The organism is Streptomyces sp. NPDC127117, from assembly GCF_042677325.1.
Lineage (GTDB): Bacteria > Actinomycetota > Actinomycetes > Streptomycetales > Streptomycetaceae > Streptomyces.
Map to the genome: position 1 here is coordinate 86,025 of NZ_JBHXTM010000017.1, position 14,779 is coordinate 100,803.

11 protein-coding genes are annotated in these 14,779 nt (G+C 71.4%); 1 reads left to right on the forward strand and 10 read right to left on the reverse strand.

Features of this window, described 5'->3' with window-relative positions; all coding sequences use genetic code 11:
* Nucleotides 1–34: 34 nt before the first annotated feature.
* The 9 genes from ACFVH0_RS17335 to ACFVH0_RS17375 form a co-directional block, all read right to left on the reverse strand.
* Nucleotides 35–1,078 (reverse strand): glutamate ABC transporter substrate-binding protein, encoded by a 1,044-nt coding sequence (locus tag ACFVH0_RS17335; protein ID WP_385821001.1) that lies wholly within the window; start codon nt 1,076–1,078, stop codon nt 35–37.
* 11 nt (nt 1,079–1,089) lie between these two features.
* Nucleotides 1,090–2,481, reverse strand: coding sequence for a hypothetical protein (locus ACFVH0_RS17340; RefSeq protein WP_385821003.1), 1,392 nt, complete (start codon nt 2,479–2,481; stop codon nt 1,090–1,092).
* A 335-nt stretch (nt 2,482–2,816) separates the two neighbouring features.
* Nucleotides 2,817–3,791: an N-acetylglucosamine kinase gene (locus tag ACFVH0_RS17345; protein WP_385821005.1), complete on the reverse strand. Its 975-nt coding sequence runs from the start codon at nt 3,789–3,791 to the stop codon at nt 2,817–2,819.
* Nucleotides 3,782–5,047: a 6-phospho-beta-glucosidase gene (locus tag ACFVH0_RS17350; RefSeq protein WP_385821007.1), complete on the reverse strand. Its 1,266-nt coding sequence runs from the start codon at nt 5,045–5,047 to the stop codon at nt 3,782–3,784. The genes ACFVH0_RS17345 and ACFVH0_RS17350 overlap by 10 nt, the downstream gene beginning before the upstream one ends.
* A 3-nt stretch (nt 5,048–5,050) precedes the next feature.
* Nucleotides 5,051–5,953 (reverse strand): carbohydrate ABC transporter permease, encoded by a 903-nt coding sequence (locus tag ACFVH0_RS17355; protein WP_114244534.1) that lies wholly within the window; start codon nt 5,951–5,953, stop codon nt 5,051–5,053.
* A 1-nt stretch (nt 5,954) separates the two neighbouring features.
* A complete protein-coding gene (locus ACFVH0_RS17360) occupies nt 5,955–6,896 on the reverse strand; it encodes a carbohydrate ABC transporter permease (protein WP_266690846.1) in 942 nt (313 codons plus the stop codon).
* 7 nt (nt 6,897–6,903) lie between these two features.
* The gene (locus ACFVH0_RS17365; RefSeq protein ID WP_385821010.1) at nt 6,904–8,241 is read right to left on the reverse strand and encodes an ABC transporter substrate-binding protein; all 1,338 of its coding nucleotides are present in this window, start codon (nt 8,239–8,241) and stop codon (nt 6,904–6,906) included.
* 63 nt (nt 8,242–8,304) lie between these two features.
* A complete protein-coding gene (locus ACFVH0_RS17370; protein ID WP_385821012.1) occupies nt 8,305–9,528 on the reverse strand; it encodes an ROK family transcriptional regulator in 1,224 nt (407 codons plus the stop codon).
* A gap of 222 nt (nt 9,529–9,750) precedes the next feature.
* A complete protein-coding gene (locus tag ACFVH0_RS17375) occupies nt 9,751–10,815 on the reverse strand; it encodes a mechanosensitive ion channel family protein (protein ID WP_385821014.1) in 1,065 nt (354 codons plus the stop codon).
* Between the two features lie 366 nt (nt 10,816–11,181).
* Between ACFVH0_RS17375 and ACFVH0_RS17380 the strand changes: the two genes are divergently transcribed.
* Nucleotides 11,182–11,718: an HNH endonuclease gene (locus ACFVH0_RS17380; RefSeq protein WP_350995451.1), complete on the forward strand. Its 537-nt coding sequence runs from the start codon at nt 11,182–11,184 to the stop codon at nt 11,716–11,718.
* A 46-nt stretch (nt 11,719–11,764) separates the two neighbouring features.
* Here ACFVH0_RS17380 and ACFVH0_RS17385 read toward each other — a convergent pair whose 3' ends face one another.
* Nucleotides 11,765–14,779, reverse strand: a complete 3,015-nt coding sequence (locus tag ACFVH0_RS17385) for a beta-N-acetylglucosaminidase domain-containing protein (RefSeq protein ID WP_385821016.1) — start codon at nt 14,777–14,779, stop codon at nt 11,765–11,767.

The window sequence follows — 14,779 nt, forward strand, 5'->3', positions numbered from 1 at the left end:
CGCGCCATCGCGCTCACCCGGCCGGAACCGGCGGTCAGTTGCTCCGGTACTTGGGGGCCGGCGGTCCCTTTATCCCCGGCAGCCCGGCCTCCAACCACTCCTGGTACGACAGCATCCAGTCGCTCTTCGCACCGCCACTGCGGTAGTCGACCAGCACCTGGTTGACCCTGGCGACCAGATCGTCCGCCCCGAGCTTCGCCGCCACACCGTAGTACTCGGTGGTGAACGGCTTGTCGCCCTTCAGCTCGACCGCCGGGTCCTGGGCGGCCTGTCCGGCCGCCAGGGCGTTGTCCGTGACCACCGCGTCGACCTCGCCCATCTGCAACCGCACCAGGCAGTCCAGCTGGTTGGGGACGGTGAGCTGGTTCTCGTCCGCGGCGGTGCCGTCGTGCGGGTCCTCGAAGACCGCGCCGAACGACTGCTTCTTCAGCGCGTCGTAGGCGGTGGAGCCGTTGGCGGTGCAGACCCGCTTGCCGGCCAGGGACTTGTCGTACCCGGTGATCGTCGAATCCTTCGGCGCGAGGACCTGCTGACCGGCCTGGAAGTAGGCGGTGGAGAACGAGACCTTGCGCGCCTGCTTGCAGTTGATCGTCATCGTACGGACGACGACGTCGACCTTGCCGTCCGCCAGGAGCTCGGCCCGCTTGTTGGTGGGGATGGCCCGGAAGATCACCGCGTCGCGGTCGTTCAGGATGTTCTCGGCGATGGCCCGCACCAGATCGATGTCGAAGCCCTCGATCCGGCGGTTCTCCGGGTTGCGGTAGCCCCAGCGGAAGCTGTTCTGGTCGACGCCCGCGATCAGCTTGCCGCGCTTCTTGATCCTCTCGATGTTCGGGCCGTCGGCGGAGGACGGCGGGAGGCTCGCCTCCGGGTCCGTGCAGCCGTCCGCCCCGGCCTGCATCGCCTGCGCGGCCCGCTGGCCCGCGACGACCCCGCCGAGGGCCTCGGCGCCGCCGTGGGAGAGCGGCAGCAGGGTCAGCGAGGCCGTCACCGCGCAGGCCGCGGCCATGGCCGTCACCCCGCCCCAGCCGCGCAGCCTGACCCGGGCGGACCGCGCGCCCATGCGCTTGTCGGTCATCGCTCCCCTTCTCATCGGTACTCCGAGAGCCTGCGGTTGACCCCGACGATCGCGGCGGCGGCGCCCAGCACGGCCAGCGCGGCGGCCCCGGCCGACAGCCCCCACAGCGCCCCCCGCCCGTCCTCGGCGGCCCGGGTGAACTGGTCCTGCTCGTGGGCGAGCGCCTTCGCCAGCGCGTCGTCCACCTGCTGGAAGGACCGGCCGGTCGATTCCTCCGGCCCGATGATCTGTTCCAGGGCGCCCTCGTAGTCACCGTTGTCGTCGGTGGTACGGGCGGCCCGGTGACGCTCCTGCCACTCGGTGGCGGCGGTGACGGCGGCCTTCACCGGGGACTGCCCCCCGTCGTCCTCGGCCAGCCCACCGGCGCTCCCCAGCGCTTCGCGCAGTGCCTTCATGTCCGTCGTGTAGTCCGACTCGTACTTGTCGTTCTTGCCGTCCGGGGTGAGCACCGCGCCCCGGGCGACGAGCGTGAGGTTCTCGTTGGCGCGGGCCTTCAGCGAGTCGATCCGCGCGTGGTTGAGCACATCGAGGGACTGCTGCCCGTTCACATCCGCGGCATGCAGCTGGGACCGGGCCACCGTGTGCCCCACGGCCAGCCACAGCAGGATCACGGTGGACGCGGCCGTCGCCACGAGCAGCCCGTGGTTGAAGACCCGGTTCGTGCGGCGGTAGTTGCGCCGCTGCGCCCAGAACAGCCCGGCCAGGGCCACCGCACCGAGCCCCAGCGAGAGGAACGGCCAGGTACGCGCCGAGTCGTTGTCCTCGCCGAGCCTGCCCGTCTCCGCCGCGTACAGCCGCTCGGCGGCCGGCAGCAGTACGTTGCTCATCTTCTGGTTGGCGTACCGGAGATAGGCGCCGCCCAGCGGCAGGCCCTGCCGGTTGTTGGCGCGGGCCCGCTCGATCAGGCCCGTGTAGCGGGGGAGTTCCACGTTGAGGGTGGCGATCTCCTGCCCGGACTTCGTCGCCGCGTCCGTGTTGGCGGCGGCCTTCACCAGCAGCCGGGACGCCTCCTTGATGTCCCGCTCGTACTGGTCGTGGACGTCCTGCGGCTCCTGCGCCCCCGCCAGGAAGCCGCTCGCAGCGGCGGTGTCGGCATCCGCCAGCGAGCGGTAGACGGCCGCCGCGTCGGCGCTCAGCGGCTGGCTGCGGCCCACCACATCACTCGCGGCGGACTCCCGGTCGGCGACCTCGAACGCCGTCACGGCCCCGAACGCCACGACGAGCAGGGCCAGCACGGCCCCGATGATCTGCAGCCTGCCGGGCTCGGTGGTGGCCGCGGCCCGCACCTTGCCGGCCGTCGTGGACAGCACACCGCGATGCGGCGGAGCGGGTACGGTCGCGGGCGCGGGCGGCGATGCCTGCTCGTGTTCCGGCGCCGTGCGTACATTCGGCGGGTATGTCACTCGACCTCCCCCTCGGTCACTGACGGTGGCCCGGCCCCCGGCCGATCGGGAGCTGGTGCCCGGCCATGAAGTATGGCCGCAGGGACCGACATCCACACCTGGAACGTCCGGATCCTGCATCGGCCCACGGATGCGCTCGCACACATCCGACTGCGGTCACCCCGCATTCGATCAAGGCCTGCGCCGCCGATCAAGACGATCGGCGGACCAGTACCCGATGCGGGCCGATCTCCCCACTCATGAACACGTCCGGGACAACTGATCGGTTCCCGTACGCAAGGGGCGTCCCCCGGCGCACAGGCACCGGGGGACGCCCCTTGGCGGCGGACGACGCGTCAGCCGTACTGCGCGCGCAGCCTCTCGTGCACCGGGGCCGCCGCACCCGTGTGGTCCAGGCCGAGCAGCGCGGCGCCCAGCACCGGCGGCTGGGTCACGACCCGGATCACCGCCTTCGGGGCGCGCGCCGCGAGGAGTTCGGCGATTTTCGCGTCCAACTGCGGGTGGCGGGCGGCCAGTACGCTGCCGCCCAGCACCACCGGCGCCTCGTCGGCCAGCAGACCGAGCCGGCCCAGCGCGACCGAGGCCATCGCCACGACCTCCTCGGCCAGCCGGTCCACCAGCGCGCCCGCCGCCGGATCCCCGGCCGCCGCGGTCGCGAAGAGCACCGGAGCCAGCTCGTGCCGGCGCTCGGGCTCGATCCGGCCCAGGTGCAGCGCCTCGATCAGCGCGTACATCGAGTCGAGCCCGAAGTGCCCGGGCAGCGTACGGGCCAGCTCGGTCGGCGCGCCGCGGCCGTCCTCGGCCCGCGCGGCGACCCACATCGCCTCCTCGGCCAGCCCGGAGCCACCGCCCCAGTCGCCGGACATCCGGCCTATGGCGGGAAAGCGCGCGGTCCGCCCGTCCGGCACCATGCCGACACAGTTGATCCCCGCACCGCAGACGACGGCCACGCCCCGCGGCTCGTCCACCCCCGCGCGCAGTATCGCGAAGGTGTCGTTGCGTACCTCGACGGTGTCGCCCCAGCCCCGCGCGCGCAGCGCGGCGGCCAGCTGTTCCTCCTCCACCGGAAGGTCGGCGTTGGCGAGACAGGCGGACACGTGCGCGACGGAGCCGACCGGTCCGCCGGACTGCTCCAGCGCCCGGCCGACCGCCGCACCGAGGGCGTCGACGGCCGTCTCGATGCCCACGGCAGGCGGCTGGAAGCCACCGCCCCGGGCCGTCGATAGCACTGTTCCGTCCGCCCCGATCAGCGCCACGTCGGTCTTGCTGTTCCCCGCGTCGATCGCGAGGACCGAAGCGTTCACGCCCACGCCAGGTGCTCCCGGTTGTGCGCGATCAGCTTGTCGGTGAGCGCCTCGGCGTACTCGAACTGGCCGATCAACGGGTGCGCGAGCAGCGCCTTGAACACCCGGTCGCGGCCACCGCGCAGCGCTGCCTCCAGGGCGAGGTCCTCGTACGCCGTCACGTTGGAGATCAGACCGGCGTACAGCGGGTCCAGCTCGGGAACGGCGAGCGGCGTCGCGCCCGTCCCGTCGACCCGGGCCTGCACCTCGATCACCGCGTCGTCCGGCAGGAACGGCAGCGTGCCCCGGTTGTACGTGTTGACCACCTGCACCGCGGAGCCGCCCGAGCCGAGCAGCGAGGACGCCAGGTCCACGGCCGCCTCGGAGTAGAAGGCGCCGCCGCGCTTGGCGAGCAGCGCGGGCTTCTCGTCCAGCGCCGGGTCGCCGTACATGGCGAGCAGTTCCTTCTCCATCGCGGCCACCTCGGCCGCCCGGGACGGCTTGGTGCCGAGTTCCCGCACGACCGCGTCGTGCGCGTAGAAGTAACGCAGGTAGTAGGAGGGGACGACGCCGAGCCGGTCGGTGATCGCCCGGGGCATGCGCAGATCGTCCGCGATCGCGTCGCCGTGCTCGGCGAGCAGCTTCGGCAGCACGTTCTCGCCGTCCGGGCCGCCGAGGCGCACCCCGAGCTCCCAGGTCAGGTGGTTGAGCCCGACATGGTCGAGGTGCACCTCGGCGGGGGTGACATCGAGCAGCCGCGCGAACTTGCGCTGGAAGCCGATCGCCACGTTGCACAGGCCGACGGCCTTGTGGCCGGCCTGGAGCAGCGCCCGGGTGACGATGCCGACCGGGTTGGTGAAGTCGATGATCCAGGCGTCCGGGTTGGTCCGGCGGACCCGCTCGGCGATGTCCAGGACGACCGGCACGGTGCGCAGCGCCTTGGCGAGGCCGCCGGCGCCGGTGGTCTCCTGGCCGACGCAGCCGCACTCCAGCGGCCAGGTCTCGTCCTGGTTGCGGGCGGCCTGGCCGCCGACGCGCAGCTGGAGCAGGACCGCGTCGGCGTCGGCGACGCCCGCGTCCAGGTCGGAGGTGGTGACGATCCTCCCCGGGTGGCCCTGCTTGGCGAAGATCCGCCGGGCGAGGCCGCCGACGAGCTCCAGGCGGTCGGCCGCCGGGTCGACGAGCACCAGCTCCTCGATGGGCAGCGTGTCCCGCAACCGGGCGAAACCGTCGATCAGTTCAGGTGTGTAGGTGGACCCGCCACCAACTACTGCGAGCTTCATAGGTCAGCCCTTTACTCCGGTCAGTGTGACGCCCTCGACGAATGCCTTCTGGGCGAAGAAGAAGACGAGGATCACGGGGGCCATGACCAGTACGGTCGCGGCCATGGTCAGGTTCCAGTCGGTGTGGTGTGCGCTCTTGAAGGAATCCAGGCCGTAACTGAGCGTCCAGGCACCGGGGTTCTCCGAGGCGTAGATCTGCGGGCCGAAGTAGTCGTTCCAGGCGTAGAAGAACTGGAAGAGGGCGACGGCGGCGATGCCCGGCTTGGCCATCGGCACCACGACGCGCATCAGGGTGCGGAACTCGCCGCAGCCGTCGACCTTCGCCGCGTCGAGGTACTCGTTCGGGATGGTCAGCAGGAACTGCCGCAGCAGGAAGATGGAGAACGCGTCGCCGAACGCCATCGGGATGATCAGCGGCCAGAGCGTGCCGGACATGTCCAGCTGCTTGGCCCAGAACAGATACATCGGGATGACGACGACCTGCGGCGGCAGCATCATCATCGAGATGACCAGCATCAGCGACAGATGCCGGCCGCGGAAGCGGAACTTGGCGAGCGCGTAGGCCACGGGCAGCGACGAGACGACTGTGAGGACGGTGCCGAGCCCCGCGTACAGCAGGGTGTTGCGCCACCAGGTCAGGAAGCCGTCGGTCTCGAAGACCCGCCGGTAGTTGCTCCACTCGAAGGGGTGCGGCCACAGATCGCGGGTCAGCGCCTGCTGGTCGCTCATCAGCGAGGTGAGCAGCAGGAAGACGAACGGCAGCACGAAGAAGAGCGCGGCGGCGACGCCGAGCGCGTGCACCGCGATCCAGTTCAGCAGCGACTTGCGCCGCGCGACGCGTTCGGCCGGGGTGGCCGGGCCGGTCGCGGGGCCGGCCGTCTTCACGGCGTCGAGAGTCTGCGCCACGTCACTCACCTGCCTGGATCAGTCCGCTGCGGCGCCGCATCAGCAGTGCGGTGAACGCCATGGCGAGTACGAAGAGGACGAGCGCGACCACGCAGGCGGAGCCGTAGTCGAAGCGCTGGAAACCGAGGTTGTAGACGACCTGCGGCAGCGTCAGTGTCGACTTGTCGGGATAGCCCGGTTCGAACTGCTGCCCGGAGCCGCCCATCACGCCCGAGGCGACCTTCCCGGCCACGAACGGCTGGGTGTAGTACTGCATCGTCTGGATGATCCCCGTGACCACCGCGAACAGGATGATCGGCGAGATGTTCGGCAGGGTGACGAAGCGGAACCGCTGGAACGCGGTCGCCCCGTCCAGCTCCGCCGCCTCGTACTGCTCCTTCGGTACGTCGAGCAGCGCGGCCATGAAGATCACCATCAGGTCGCCCACCCCCCAGACCGCGAGCGCGGTCAGGGCCGGCTTGGACCAGGTGGCGTCGGTGAACCAGCCGGGCGTGGGCAGCCCGATCTCGCCGAGGATCGAATTGACCGGCCCGGTACCCGGGTTGAGCAGGAAGACGAAGCCGAGGGTCGCCGCGACCGGCGGGGCCAGGTAGGGCAGGTAGAACAGGGTCCGGAAGACCCCGGCACCCGTCTTGATCTTCGTGATCAGCAGCCCGACACCGAGGCCGAACACCACCCGGCAGGTGACCATGACCACGACCAGCCAGAGCGTGTTGCGCAGCGCCGGCCAGAACAGCGGGTAGTCGTTGAAGACGAACGACCAGTTCTTCAGCCCGCTGAACTCGGGGGCCGTGAAACCGTCGTACGAGGTGAAGGAGAAGTAGACGGTGGAGATCAGCGGGTAGGCGAAGAAGACGCAGAACCCGATCAGCCACGGCGACATGAAGGCCGCTGTCCGAAGCGCCGACCGGCGGCGCTTCGCACGGAGTGTGTACGTGGTCATCGCGGCGCTACTTCGCCTGCGCGATGGCTGCGTCGATCTCCTCGGCGGTGTTCCTCAGACCCGCCTCGATGTCCTTCTGCTTGCCCTTCTCGATGTCGAATCCGAGGTTCTGCAGGGACACCAGGTACGCGCCGCCGTTCACCGAGGGCGGGGTGGTGGTGCTCTTCGGGTCCGCGGCGATGTCGAGGAAGGTCTTGAACCGCGGGTCGTACTTCAGCTTCGGCGACTTCAGCGCCGCCAGGGTGGAGGGCACGTTGTGGATGGCATTGGCGAAGTTCACCACGGCGTCGGTGTCGGTCGTCATGAACTTCACCAGCTCCCAGGCCGCGTTCTGCTTCTTCGAGGTGGCGGCGATACCGGCGATGGTGCCGGTCAGATAGCCCTTGCCGTAGGTGTCGGCCTCGTCGTCGGCGACGGGCATCGGGGCGACGCCGATCTCGAACTTCGGCTTGGTCTCCTCGGCCATCCCGAGCCGCCACTCGCCGTCCAGCTGCATGGCCACCTGGCCGGTGTGGAACGGGTGCTTGGCGCCCCACTCGTCACCGAACGACGTGCGGTACTTCTCCAGCTTCTCGTAGCCGCCCAGGTCGTCGACCAGCTTCTTCTGGGTCTTGAGCATGGCGGCGAACGCCGGGTCCTGGGCGATGTTCGACTTGCCGTCCGCGTCGAAGTACTTCGGGTTCCAGCCACCGAGGTAGTGCTCGGTGGTCGATTCGTAGCCGTGGTAGTTCGGCATGAAGCCGAGCTGCTCGTACGAGTCGCCCTTGGTCTTCGTCAGCTGCTTGGCGGTCGCGGCCAGCTCCGACCAGGTCTGCGGGGGCCTCTTGATGCCGGCCTTCTCGAACGCGTCCTTGTTGTAGTAGAGGCCGTACGCGTCACCGAGCAGCGGCACGGTGCAGCGCACCCCGTCGAACTGGGTGTACTCGTTCATCGCCTTCGGGAAGGTCTTGTCCGGGTCGATCCCGTCCTTCTTCAGGAAGGGATTGAGGTCGAGGAACGCCTTCGACGAACAGAACTTGCCGACGTTGTTCGTGGTGAACGACGAGATGACGTCCGGGGCCTTCGAGCCGCCCGCCCGCAATGCCTGGTTGACCTTGTCGTCGGTCATGTTGCCGATGACCTTCACATGGATGTTGGGGTGCGCCTTCTCGAAGGCGTCGACCGTCGCCTGGATTCCCTTGACCTCGTTCGGGGAGTTCCAGCCGTGCCAGAAGTTGATGGTCGTCTCCTTGGACGGGTCATCACTGGCACCGGAGTTGCTCTGACCCGTACAGGCCGAGGCGAGCAGAGATATGGCGGCGGTCGCGGCGAGCGCGGCGGCCGTTTTCCGGCGGTTTCCGGACATGGCGGTCTCCCGGTGAAGGAATGGGGCAGGGGGCACGGAGGGAACGGGCGGGCCGAGAAGGGTTCAGCGGGACGTGTCGAAGACTTCGTCACGAGTGGTGGCGAGGGCGCTCTCCAGCGCGCCGCGCAGTACGGGGCGGTGCATCACTTCCCCGGCGATCAGCCGGGGACGGGAGGCCGCCAGCTGGGTGAGCTCGGACTCCACCCGGCAGCGCAGCGGCTCCCCGCCGGCCGCGATGACCTCGCCGGACAGCACGACGATCTCCGGGTCGAGCACGGCGATCATGGAGGCGAGACCGGTCGCGAGGCCGGTGGCGAACTGATCGAGCAGCCGGGGGTACGGGCCTTCCTCGCCGGCCTCCGCGGCCTCGGCGGCGCGGGCGAGCAGCCGGGCCGCGACCTCGTGGTGGGTGCCGGAGGCGCGGATAGGCTCGTCGTCGATGCCGAGCTCCCGGCCCAGCCGGGACAGCACCTGGGCGCCGGCCAGCTCCTGGAAGCCGCCCGCGTTCACCTTGGTGACCTGACGGACCAGCGGGGCGCCCGGCACCGGCAGGAAGCCGACCTCGCCGGCGCCCCCGGTGAAGCCGCGGTGCAGCCGTCCGTTTATGACGAGGGCGGCACCGAGCCCCTCCTCGTTCCACAGCAGGACGAAGTCGTCGTGTCCCCGTGCCGCGCCCAGCCGCTGCTCGGCCACCGCGACCAGGTTCACGTCGTTCTCGTACTCCACCGGCATCGGCAGGAAGGCGGCCAGCTCCTCCAGCAGCGTGGGGGAGTGCCAGCCCGGCAGGTGCGAGGCGTACCGCAGCCGCCCGGTCCCGGGGTCGAAGGCGCCCGGGGTGCCGATGACGACCCGGTGCACATCGGAACGGGTGAGCCCGGCGTCCTTCACCGCCCCGTCCAGCGCGTCCGCCACCTGCCGCACCACGCTGTCGGCCCGCCGTCCCGGGGTGCGCAGCTCGAACTCGCCGACCGTCTCGCCGGTCACATCGGCGACGGCGGCGACGATCCGGCGCGCGTTCACGTCCAGCCCCGCGACATGGGCGGCCCGCGCGTTCACCCCGTACAACTGCGCGTTGGGCCCCGGGCGTCCTGCCACCGTCCCGGTCGCCACGACCAGCCCGGCCGCCTCCAGCCGGGCCAGCAACTGGGAGGCGGTCGGCTTGGAGAGCCCGGTCAGCTTCCCGATCCTGGTCCGGGAAAGGGGGCCGTGCTCCAGCAGCAGATCGAGGGCGGCCCGGTCGTTCATGGCCCGCAGAACGCGGGGGGTACCCGGTGTGGTTCCGGCCATGAGTGCTGCACCTGCCCTCTGTTAGGAAAGTTTCCTATTCGGTGAGAGGACGGTATGCGCACGTCACCGGGGCGTCAATGGGCAGCGCCCCGGTGGCAACCAAAGCGTTACCCGGGTCACTTCCGGAATCCCCGGGTCCATGGTGGCGCATGCCCGATCGGGCCGTCGGCGAACCGAGTTGGGGAGACGCCGGTCCGTCGGCCGCCCGGGCCGGACGGCGGACTACTTCGAGATGTTCGGCGGCGTGATCGGAGCCGTGGCCAGTGACTGGGGCGAGGTGGTCGAGGCATAGGCCGAGGGGGCGGCCACGGAGGCCGCCGGGTCGGCCGCGGAGGGCTCGTCCGCCTGGGCCGGGACGCCGCCGACGATACGGATGCCCGCCTCGTCGAAGGCCTGCTTGATCCGCCAGCGCAGCTCGCGCTCCACGCCCAGCGCCTTGCCCGGCATCGTCTTGGCGCTCAGCCGGACCGTCATCGAGTCCAGGAGCACGGAGTCCAGGCCCAGGATCTCCACCGGGCCCCACAGGCGCTCGTTCCAGGGGTCTTCCTTGGCCATGGCCGCGGCGGCCTCGGTGATCACCGTACGGACCTTGCCCAGGTCCTCGGTGGGGCGCACCGTCACATCGACGCCGGCCGTGGACCAGCCCTGGCTGAGGTTGCCGATCCGCTTCACCTCGCCGTTGCGGACGTACCAGATCTCACCGTTGTCGCCACGCAGCTTCGTGACCCGCAGGCCGACCTCTATGACCTCGCCGGAGGCGACGCCCGCGTCGACGGTGTCGCCCACGCCGTACTGGTCCTCCAGGATCATGAAGACACCGGAGAGGAAGTCGGTGACCAGGTTGCGCGCACCGAAACCGAGCGCCACACCGGCCACACCGGCGGAGGCCAGCAGCGGGGCCAGGTTGATCTGGAAGGCGCCCAGGATCATCAGGGCGGCCGTACCGAGGATCAGGAACGACGCGACCGAGCGGAGTACCGAACCGATCGCCTCCGAGCGCTGGCGGCGGCGTTCCGCGTTGACCAGCAGCCCGCCGAGCGCGGTGCCCTCCACCGCCTGGGCGCTGCGGTTCATCCGTTCTATGAGCTTGGTCAGAGCACGCCGGATCGCTATCCGCAACACGATCGCGATCGCCGCGATGAGGATGATGCGCAGACCGGTGTTCAGCCAGGTGGACCAGTTCTCCTCCACCCAGCCCGCGGCGTCGCCGGCCTGCTTGGCGGCTTCGTCCAACGAGCTGCCGGGCTCGGGTGACGGGGCTGCGGCCAACAGGGCGGACAGGGACACGGTGGGACCTCCAGCTGGGCGACGACGGCCCGACCACACTAACGGGGCATCGTGAGTGCTCCGTTGCCGTGACCGGGGGGAGAGACACGTCTCACGAGGGGATACCGAGGTCGGGAAGCGGGTGCGGCGAGCGGCCGCCGAGGCCGTCTGTGGCCGATCGCACATCGGGTGCGGCCGCCCGGACAGCGGCGCCGGAACGCCCGCTTCCGGCGCACGGCAGCGGCACGCACCGCGGTTGGCCGGGAGAAAAATCCTCCCGGCCCGTTACCCGCACGTGGTGGCGCTCCGACCAGGCAGGAGTAGAGACTGAGATCGGATCGTCCCGGCGCGAGCCACGCGCCGCCGGCGTACAAGGAGGCATCCACCGTGCCGCATGTCCTGGTTCTCAACGCGTCGTACGAGCCACTCGGCGTCGTACCGCTTCGCCGCGCGCTCGTCCTCGTCCTCGAAAACAAGGCCATCTGCCTAGAGGAGTCCGGCGCCTTCATGCACAGTGCCACCCGGGCCGTCCCGGCCCCCAGCGTCGTCCGCCTGAAGCGGTTCGTACGCGTCCCCTACCGGGGGCCCGTACCGCTGACCCGCAGGGCGCTGTTCGCCCGGGACGGGGGGCGCTGCATGTACTGCGGCGCCGCCGCGACCAGTGTCGACCACGTGATTCCGCGCAGTCGCGGCGGACAGCACGTCTGGGACAACGTGGTGGCTGCCTGCCGCCGCTGCAACCACGTCAAGGCGGACCGGCACCTGCCGGAGCTCGGCTGGCGGCTGCACCAGCAACCCGCCCCGCCCACGGGCCTGGCCTGGCGGATCATCGGCACGGGACATCGCGACCCGCGCTGGTTGCCGTACTTGCAACCGTTCGGCGCGGACGACGCCATGGCCCGGATCGACGGCATTTCTGCCTGAGAGATCCGGGCCTTCGTCGTCCCCGGGGCGGCAGGGGCCCGGATCGTTACTCCGTCCCGGCGACGGCGTACGCCTCCACCGACCAGAGCGAGTAGCCGAACTCGCTGCCCCGGGCGTCGCCCTGGACCCTGAGGTAGCGGGCGTCCTTCGCGTCCATCCGGACCGACTCGCGCCCGCCCCTGCCGTCCCGGACGGTCGCCGCCGTGCGCCAGCTGCGGCCGTCCGAGGAGACCTGGAGCCGGTAGCGGGTGGCGTACGCGTCCTGCCAGTTCAGCACCACCCGGCCGATCCGGGCGGACCGCGGCAGCTCCGCCTGCCACCAGGCGTTGTCCTCCACCGGTGAGGACCAGCGGGTCTCCGGATCGCCGTCGGCGGCGGCCGACGCCGGGAAGTCCGCGGTCTCGTCGCCGGACGAGGACGCGGTGGCGGTACGCAGCAGATCGGGGCCCGCGGTGCGCGGGAACGCCCGGACGGTGAGCGTGCTGCGCTCGTCGCCGAAGCTCAGCGGCACCTCGTACTCCCCGGCCGGGGTGCCCGCCGGGACCGTGATCTCGACCGGGACCTCGGTACGCGAACCTCGCGGCACCCTCGTCTGCTTCGGGATGTCCACCTTGATGCCCTTGGGCGCCTTCGCGGTGAGTGCGCCGCGTACCTCGGTGGGGCGCCGGGCGGCCAGGCGCGCGTCGACCCGCTGCGGCCCGCCGCCGATCTCGGCGTCCGTCTCGCCGCTCGCGAGATCGAGCCGGGCCGCGGGCTCGTCGCCGAACCAGGGCACCAGCGCGTGCACCCGGGGAGCAGGCGCCGAGGTGTTTCCGGCGGCGCTGCCCCCGGGGGCCATCGGAGCCACCGGGCCCGCGATGACCGGGGGCATCGACGGGCCGCCCGTGGGCCAGCTGATCCGGATCGCGTCGGCCCGCAGCCCCTTGCCCGCCGTCTGGGTCCAGCCGGTCTCCGACAGCGCGCCCAGGCGGCGCCAGCCCTCGCCGGGCACATGCGCCTCCAGCGCCGCGCCGGCCACCGTGCCGCCGCCGGGCAGGGTCATCGCCGTCACGGCCTCCACCGGACGCGACCGGTTAAGCCGGACCGTGTAGCTGCCCGCGGCCTTCGTGACCGTACCGGCGTCGCGGTCCGCGCCCGTCCAGGCGTCCGCCTCCCGGCGCACCCGGTCCAGGAACGGGCCCAGGACCCCCTTGCCGACCGTCGCGCCGTCCGCCTTCGCCGCCTTGCGTACCGGCTCCAGGGCCAGCGACGCCTGCCAGGCGGCGTCGCCGTCGCCGCGAGACTGGGCCTGGAGCAGATCCACGGCCAGCTCGCCCGCCCGGCCGTACCGCGACAACTGCTCGGTCCACGGACGCACTTCGTCGTCCAGACGCCCGTCCGCCAGGCCCTTCAGCCGCTGCGGGGCCTCCCGCATCACGGTGAACGCCTCCCGCAGCGCGCGCGCCGCGTCGTCCCGGGCCGTGACGTCGTGCGCCGCGCGGGACTTCCAGAAGGCGGCCAGCAGCGGCCGCAGATACGCGGACTCGTCACCGCCCAGCACCGACGTCGCGCTGTTCCCGGCCAGGGCGCGCAGCGCCTCCCTGGTGCGTGCGTCACCGCCCGCCAGATCGTCTATCGCCGCCCGCCAGGACTCCTGCGGCCGGTACCCCTTCGGGTTCCAGGCGAAGTCGGCGGCGGTGAACAGCGGGATGCGGGACGCGGAGGGCTGCTCCATCGCATTGGCGAGCAGCGCCGCGGAACCTGTGGCCACCGCGGGATCCCGGCCGGTGTACGGGCCGAGGAAGATCCGGTCCTGGGCGTAGTCGTTGACCGGGTAGTTGTCCATCGTGACCAGCGGGTGCCCGAACGCGGCGCGGGCACCGGCCAGTTCCCCGCCGGTGATGGTCCTCGGCACGACCCCGACCCCGGTCCAGGCGATCTGGACCCGGTCGTCCAGCTCCTCGGCGAGCGCCTTGCGGTAGTCGGTGGACCCGTCCTGGTAGAACTCCGTCGGCATCACCGACAGCGGCTGCGAACCCGGATACCGGTCCGCGAGGTGCCGCGCCACCTCGCCGGCCACCCGGGCCTGCGCCCTGGCCGCCGCCCGGGGGCCGCTGCCGAAGGTCTCGGCGTCGCTGTCGCAGTGCCATTCGCTGTAGCTGACGTCCTGGAACTGGAGCTGGAAGACCCGCACGCCCAGCGCCCACATCGCGTCGAGCTTCTTCGTCAGCGCCTTCACGTCACCGGCCGACGACATGCACATCGCCTGGCCGGGGGCGACGGCCCAGCCGAGCGTCACATGCTCGGCGCGGGCCCGCTCGGCCAGCGCCCGGAAGTCGGCGCGCCGGCCGGCCGGGTAGGGGTCGCGCCAACGGGCCTGCCGGTACGGGTCGTCGCCCGCCGCGTACAGATACCTGTTCTGCTTGGTGCGCCCCATGAAGCCGATCTGGGCCAGCCGCTCCTCGCGGCTCCACGGCTGCCCGTAGAAGCCCTCGGTCATCCCGCGCACGGCGGTGCCCGGCCAGTCCCTGACGGTGACTCCGGCGACAGCTCCGTCCCGGATCAGCTGCCGCAGCGTCTGCACGCCGTGGAAGAGGCCGTCCTCGCCGACACCGTCCACGGCGACGGTGTCCCGGCCGGCGACCCGGCCCACCGCGATCCGGTAGCCCCCGGTGGGCAGATCGCCGCGCTCCGGGGCGCGCAGGGTGCGCAGCGCGTCGCGGGCGCCGTCGCCGCCGAGCCTGAGGACCGGGCCGCGGCCGGGCAGGCCCTCGTGGACGGTGCGCACGCCCGCGTCCCGCAGTACGCGCCGGAGCGCGTCGACCGCGTACGGATCGGCGTGCGCGTCGGCGACGAGGGTGGCCTCGGCGGAGAGCGGTACGGACTGCCCGGCGGCCTCGATGGACTGCGGACGGGGCCATACGGCGGGCAGCCCGGCGTCGTCCGTGCGGTCGGGGGTGGTGACGGCGAGGGAGCCGGGTGCCGAAGGGGCCGCGACGGCGGCCGGAGCTCCTGTGGAGAGCAGTCCGCCGAGCACGGCGACCGCGATGGCCGCTGCCTGCTTTCCGCGCCTGAGCCGCAT

Excerpts from the sequence above, each read along its gene's own strand:
- ACFVH0_RS17335 (WP_385821001.1), bottom strand. The coding sequence starts at position 1,078 with ATGACCGACAAGCGCATGGGCGCGCGGTCCGCCCGGGTCAGGCTGCGC.
- ACFVH0_RS17350 (WP_385821007.1), bottom strand. The coding sequence starts at position 5,047 with ATGAAGCTCGCAGTAGTTGGTGGCGGGTCCACCTACACACCTGAACTG.
- ACFVH0_RS17360 (WP_266690846.1), bottom strand. The coding sequence starts at position 6,896 with ATGACCACGTACACACTCCGTGCGAAGCGCCGCCGGTCGGCGCTTCGG.
- ACFVH0_RS17365 (WP_385821010.1), bottom strand. The coding sequence starts at position 8,241 with ATGTCCGGAAACCGCCGGAAAACGGCCGCCGCGCTCGCCGCGACCGCC.
- ACFVH0_RS17370 (WP_385821012.1), bottom strand. The coding sequence starts at position 9,528 with ATGGCCGGAACCACACCGGGTACCCCCCGCGTTCTGCGGGCCATGAAC.
- ACFVH0_RS17385 (WP_385821016.1), bottom strand. The coding sequence starts at position 14,779 with ATGCGGCTCAGGCGCGGAAAGCAGGCAGCGGCCATCGCGGTCGCCGTG.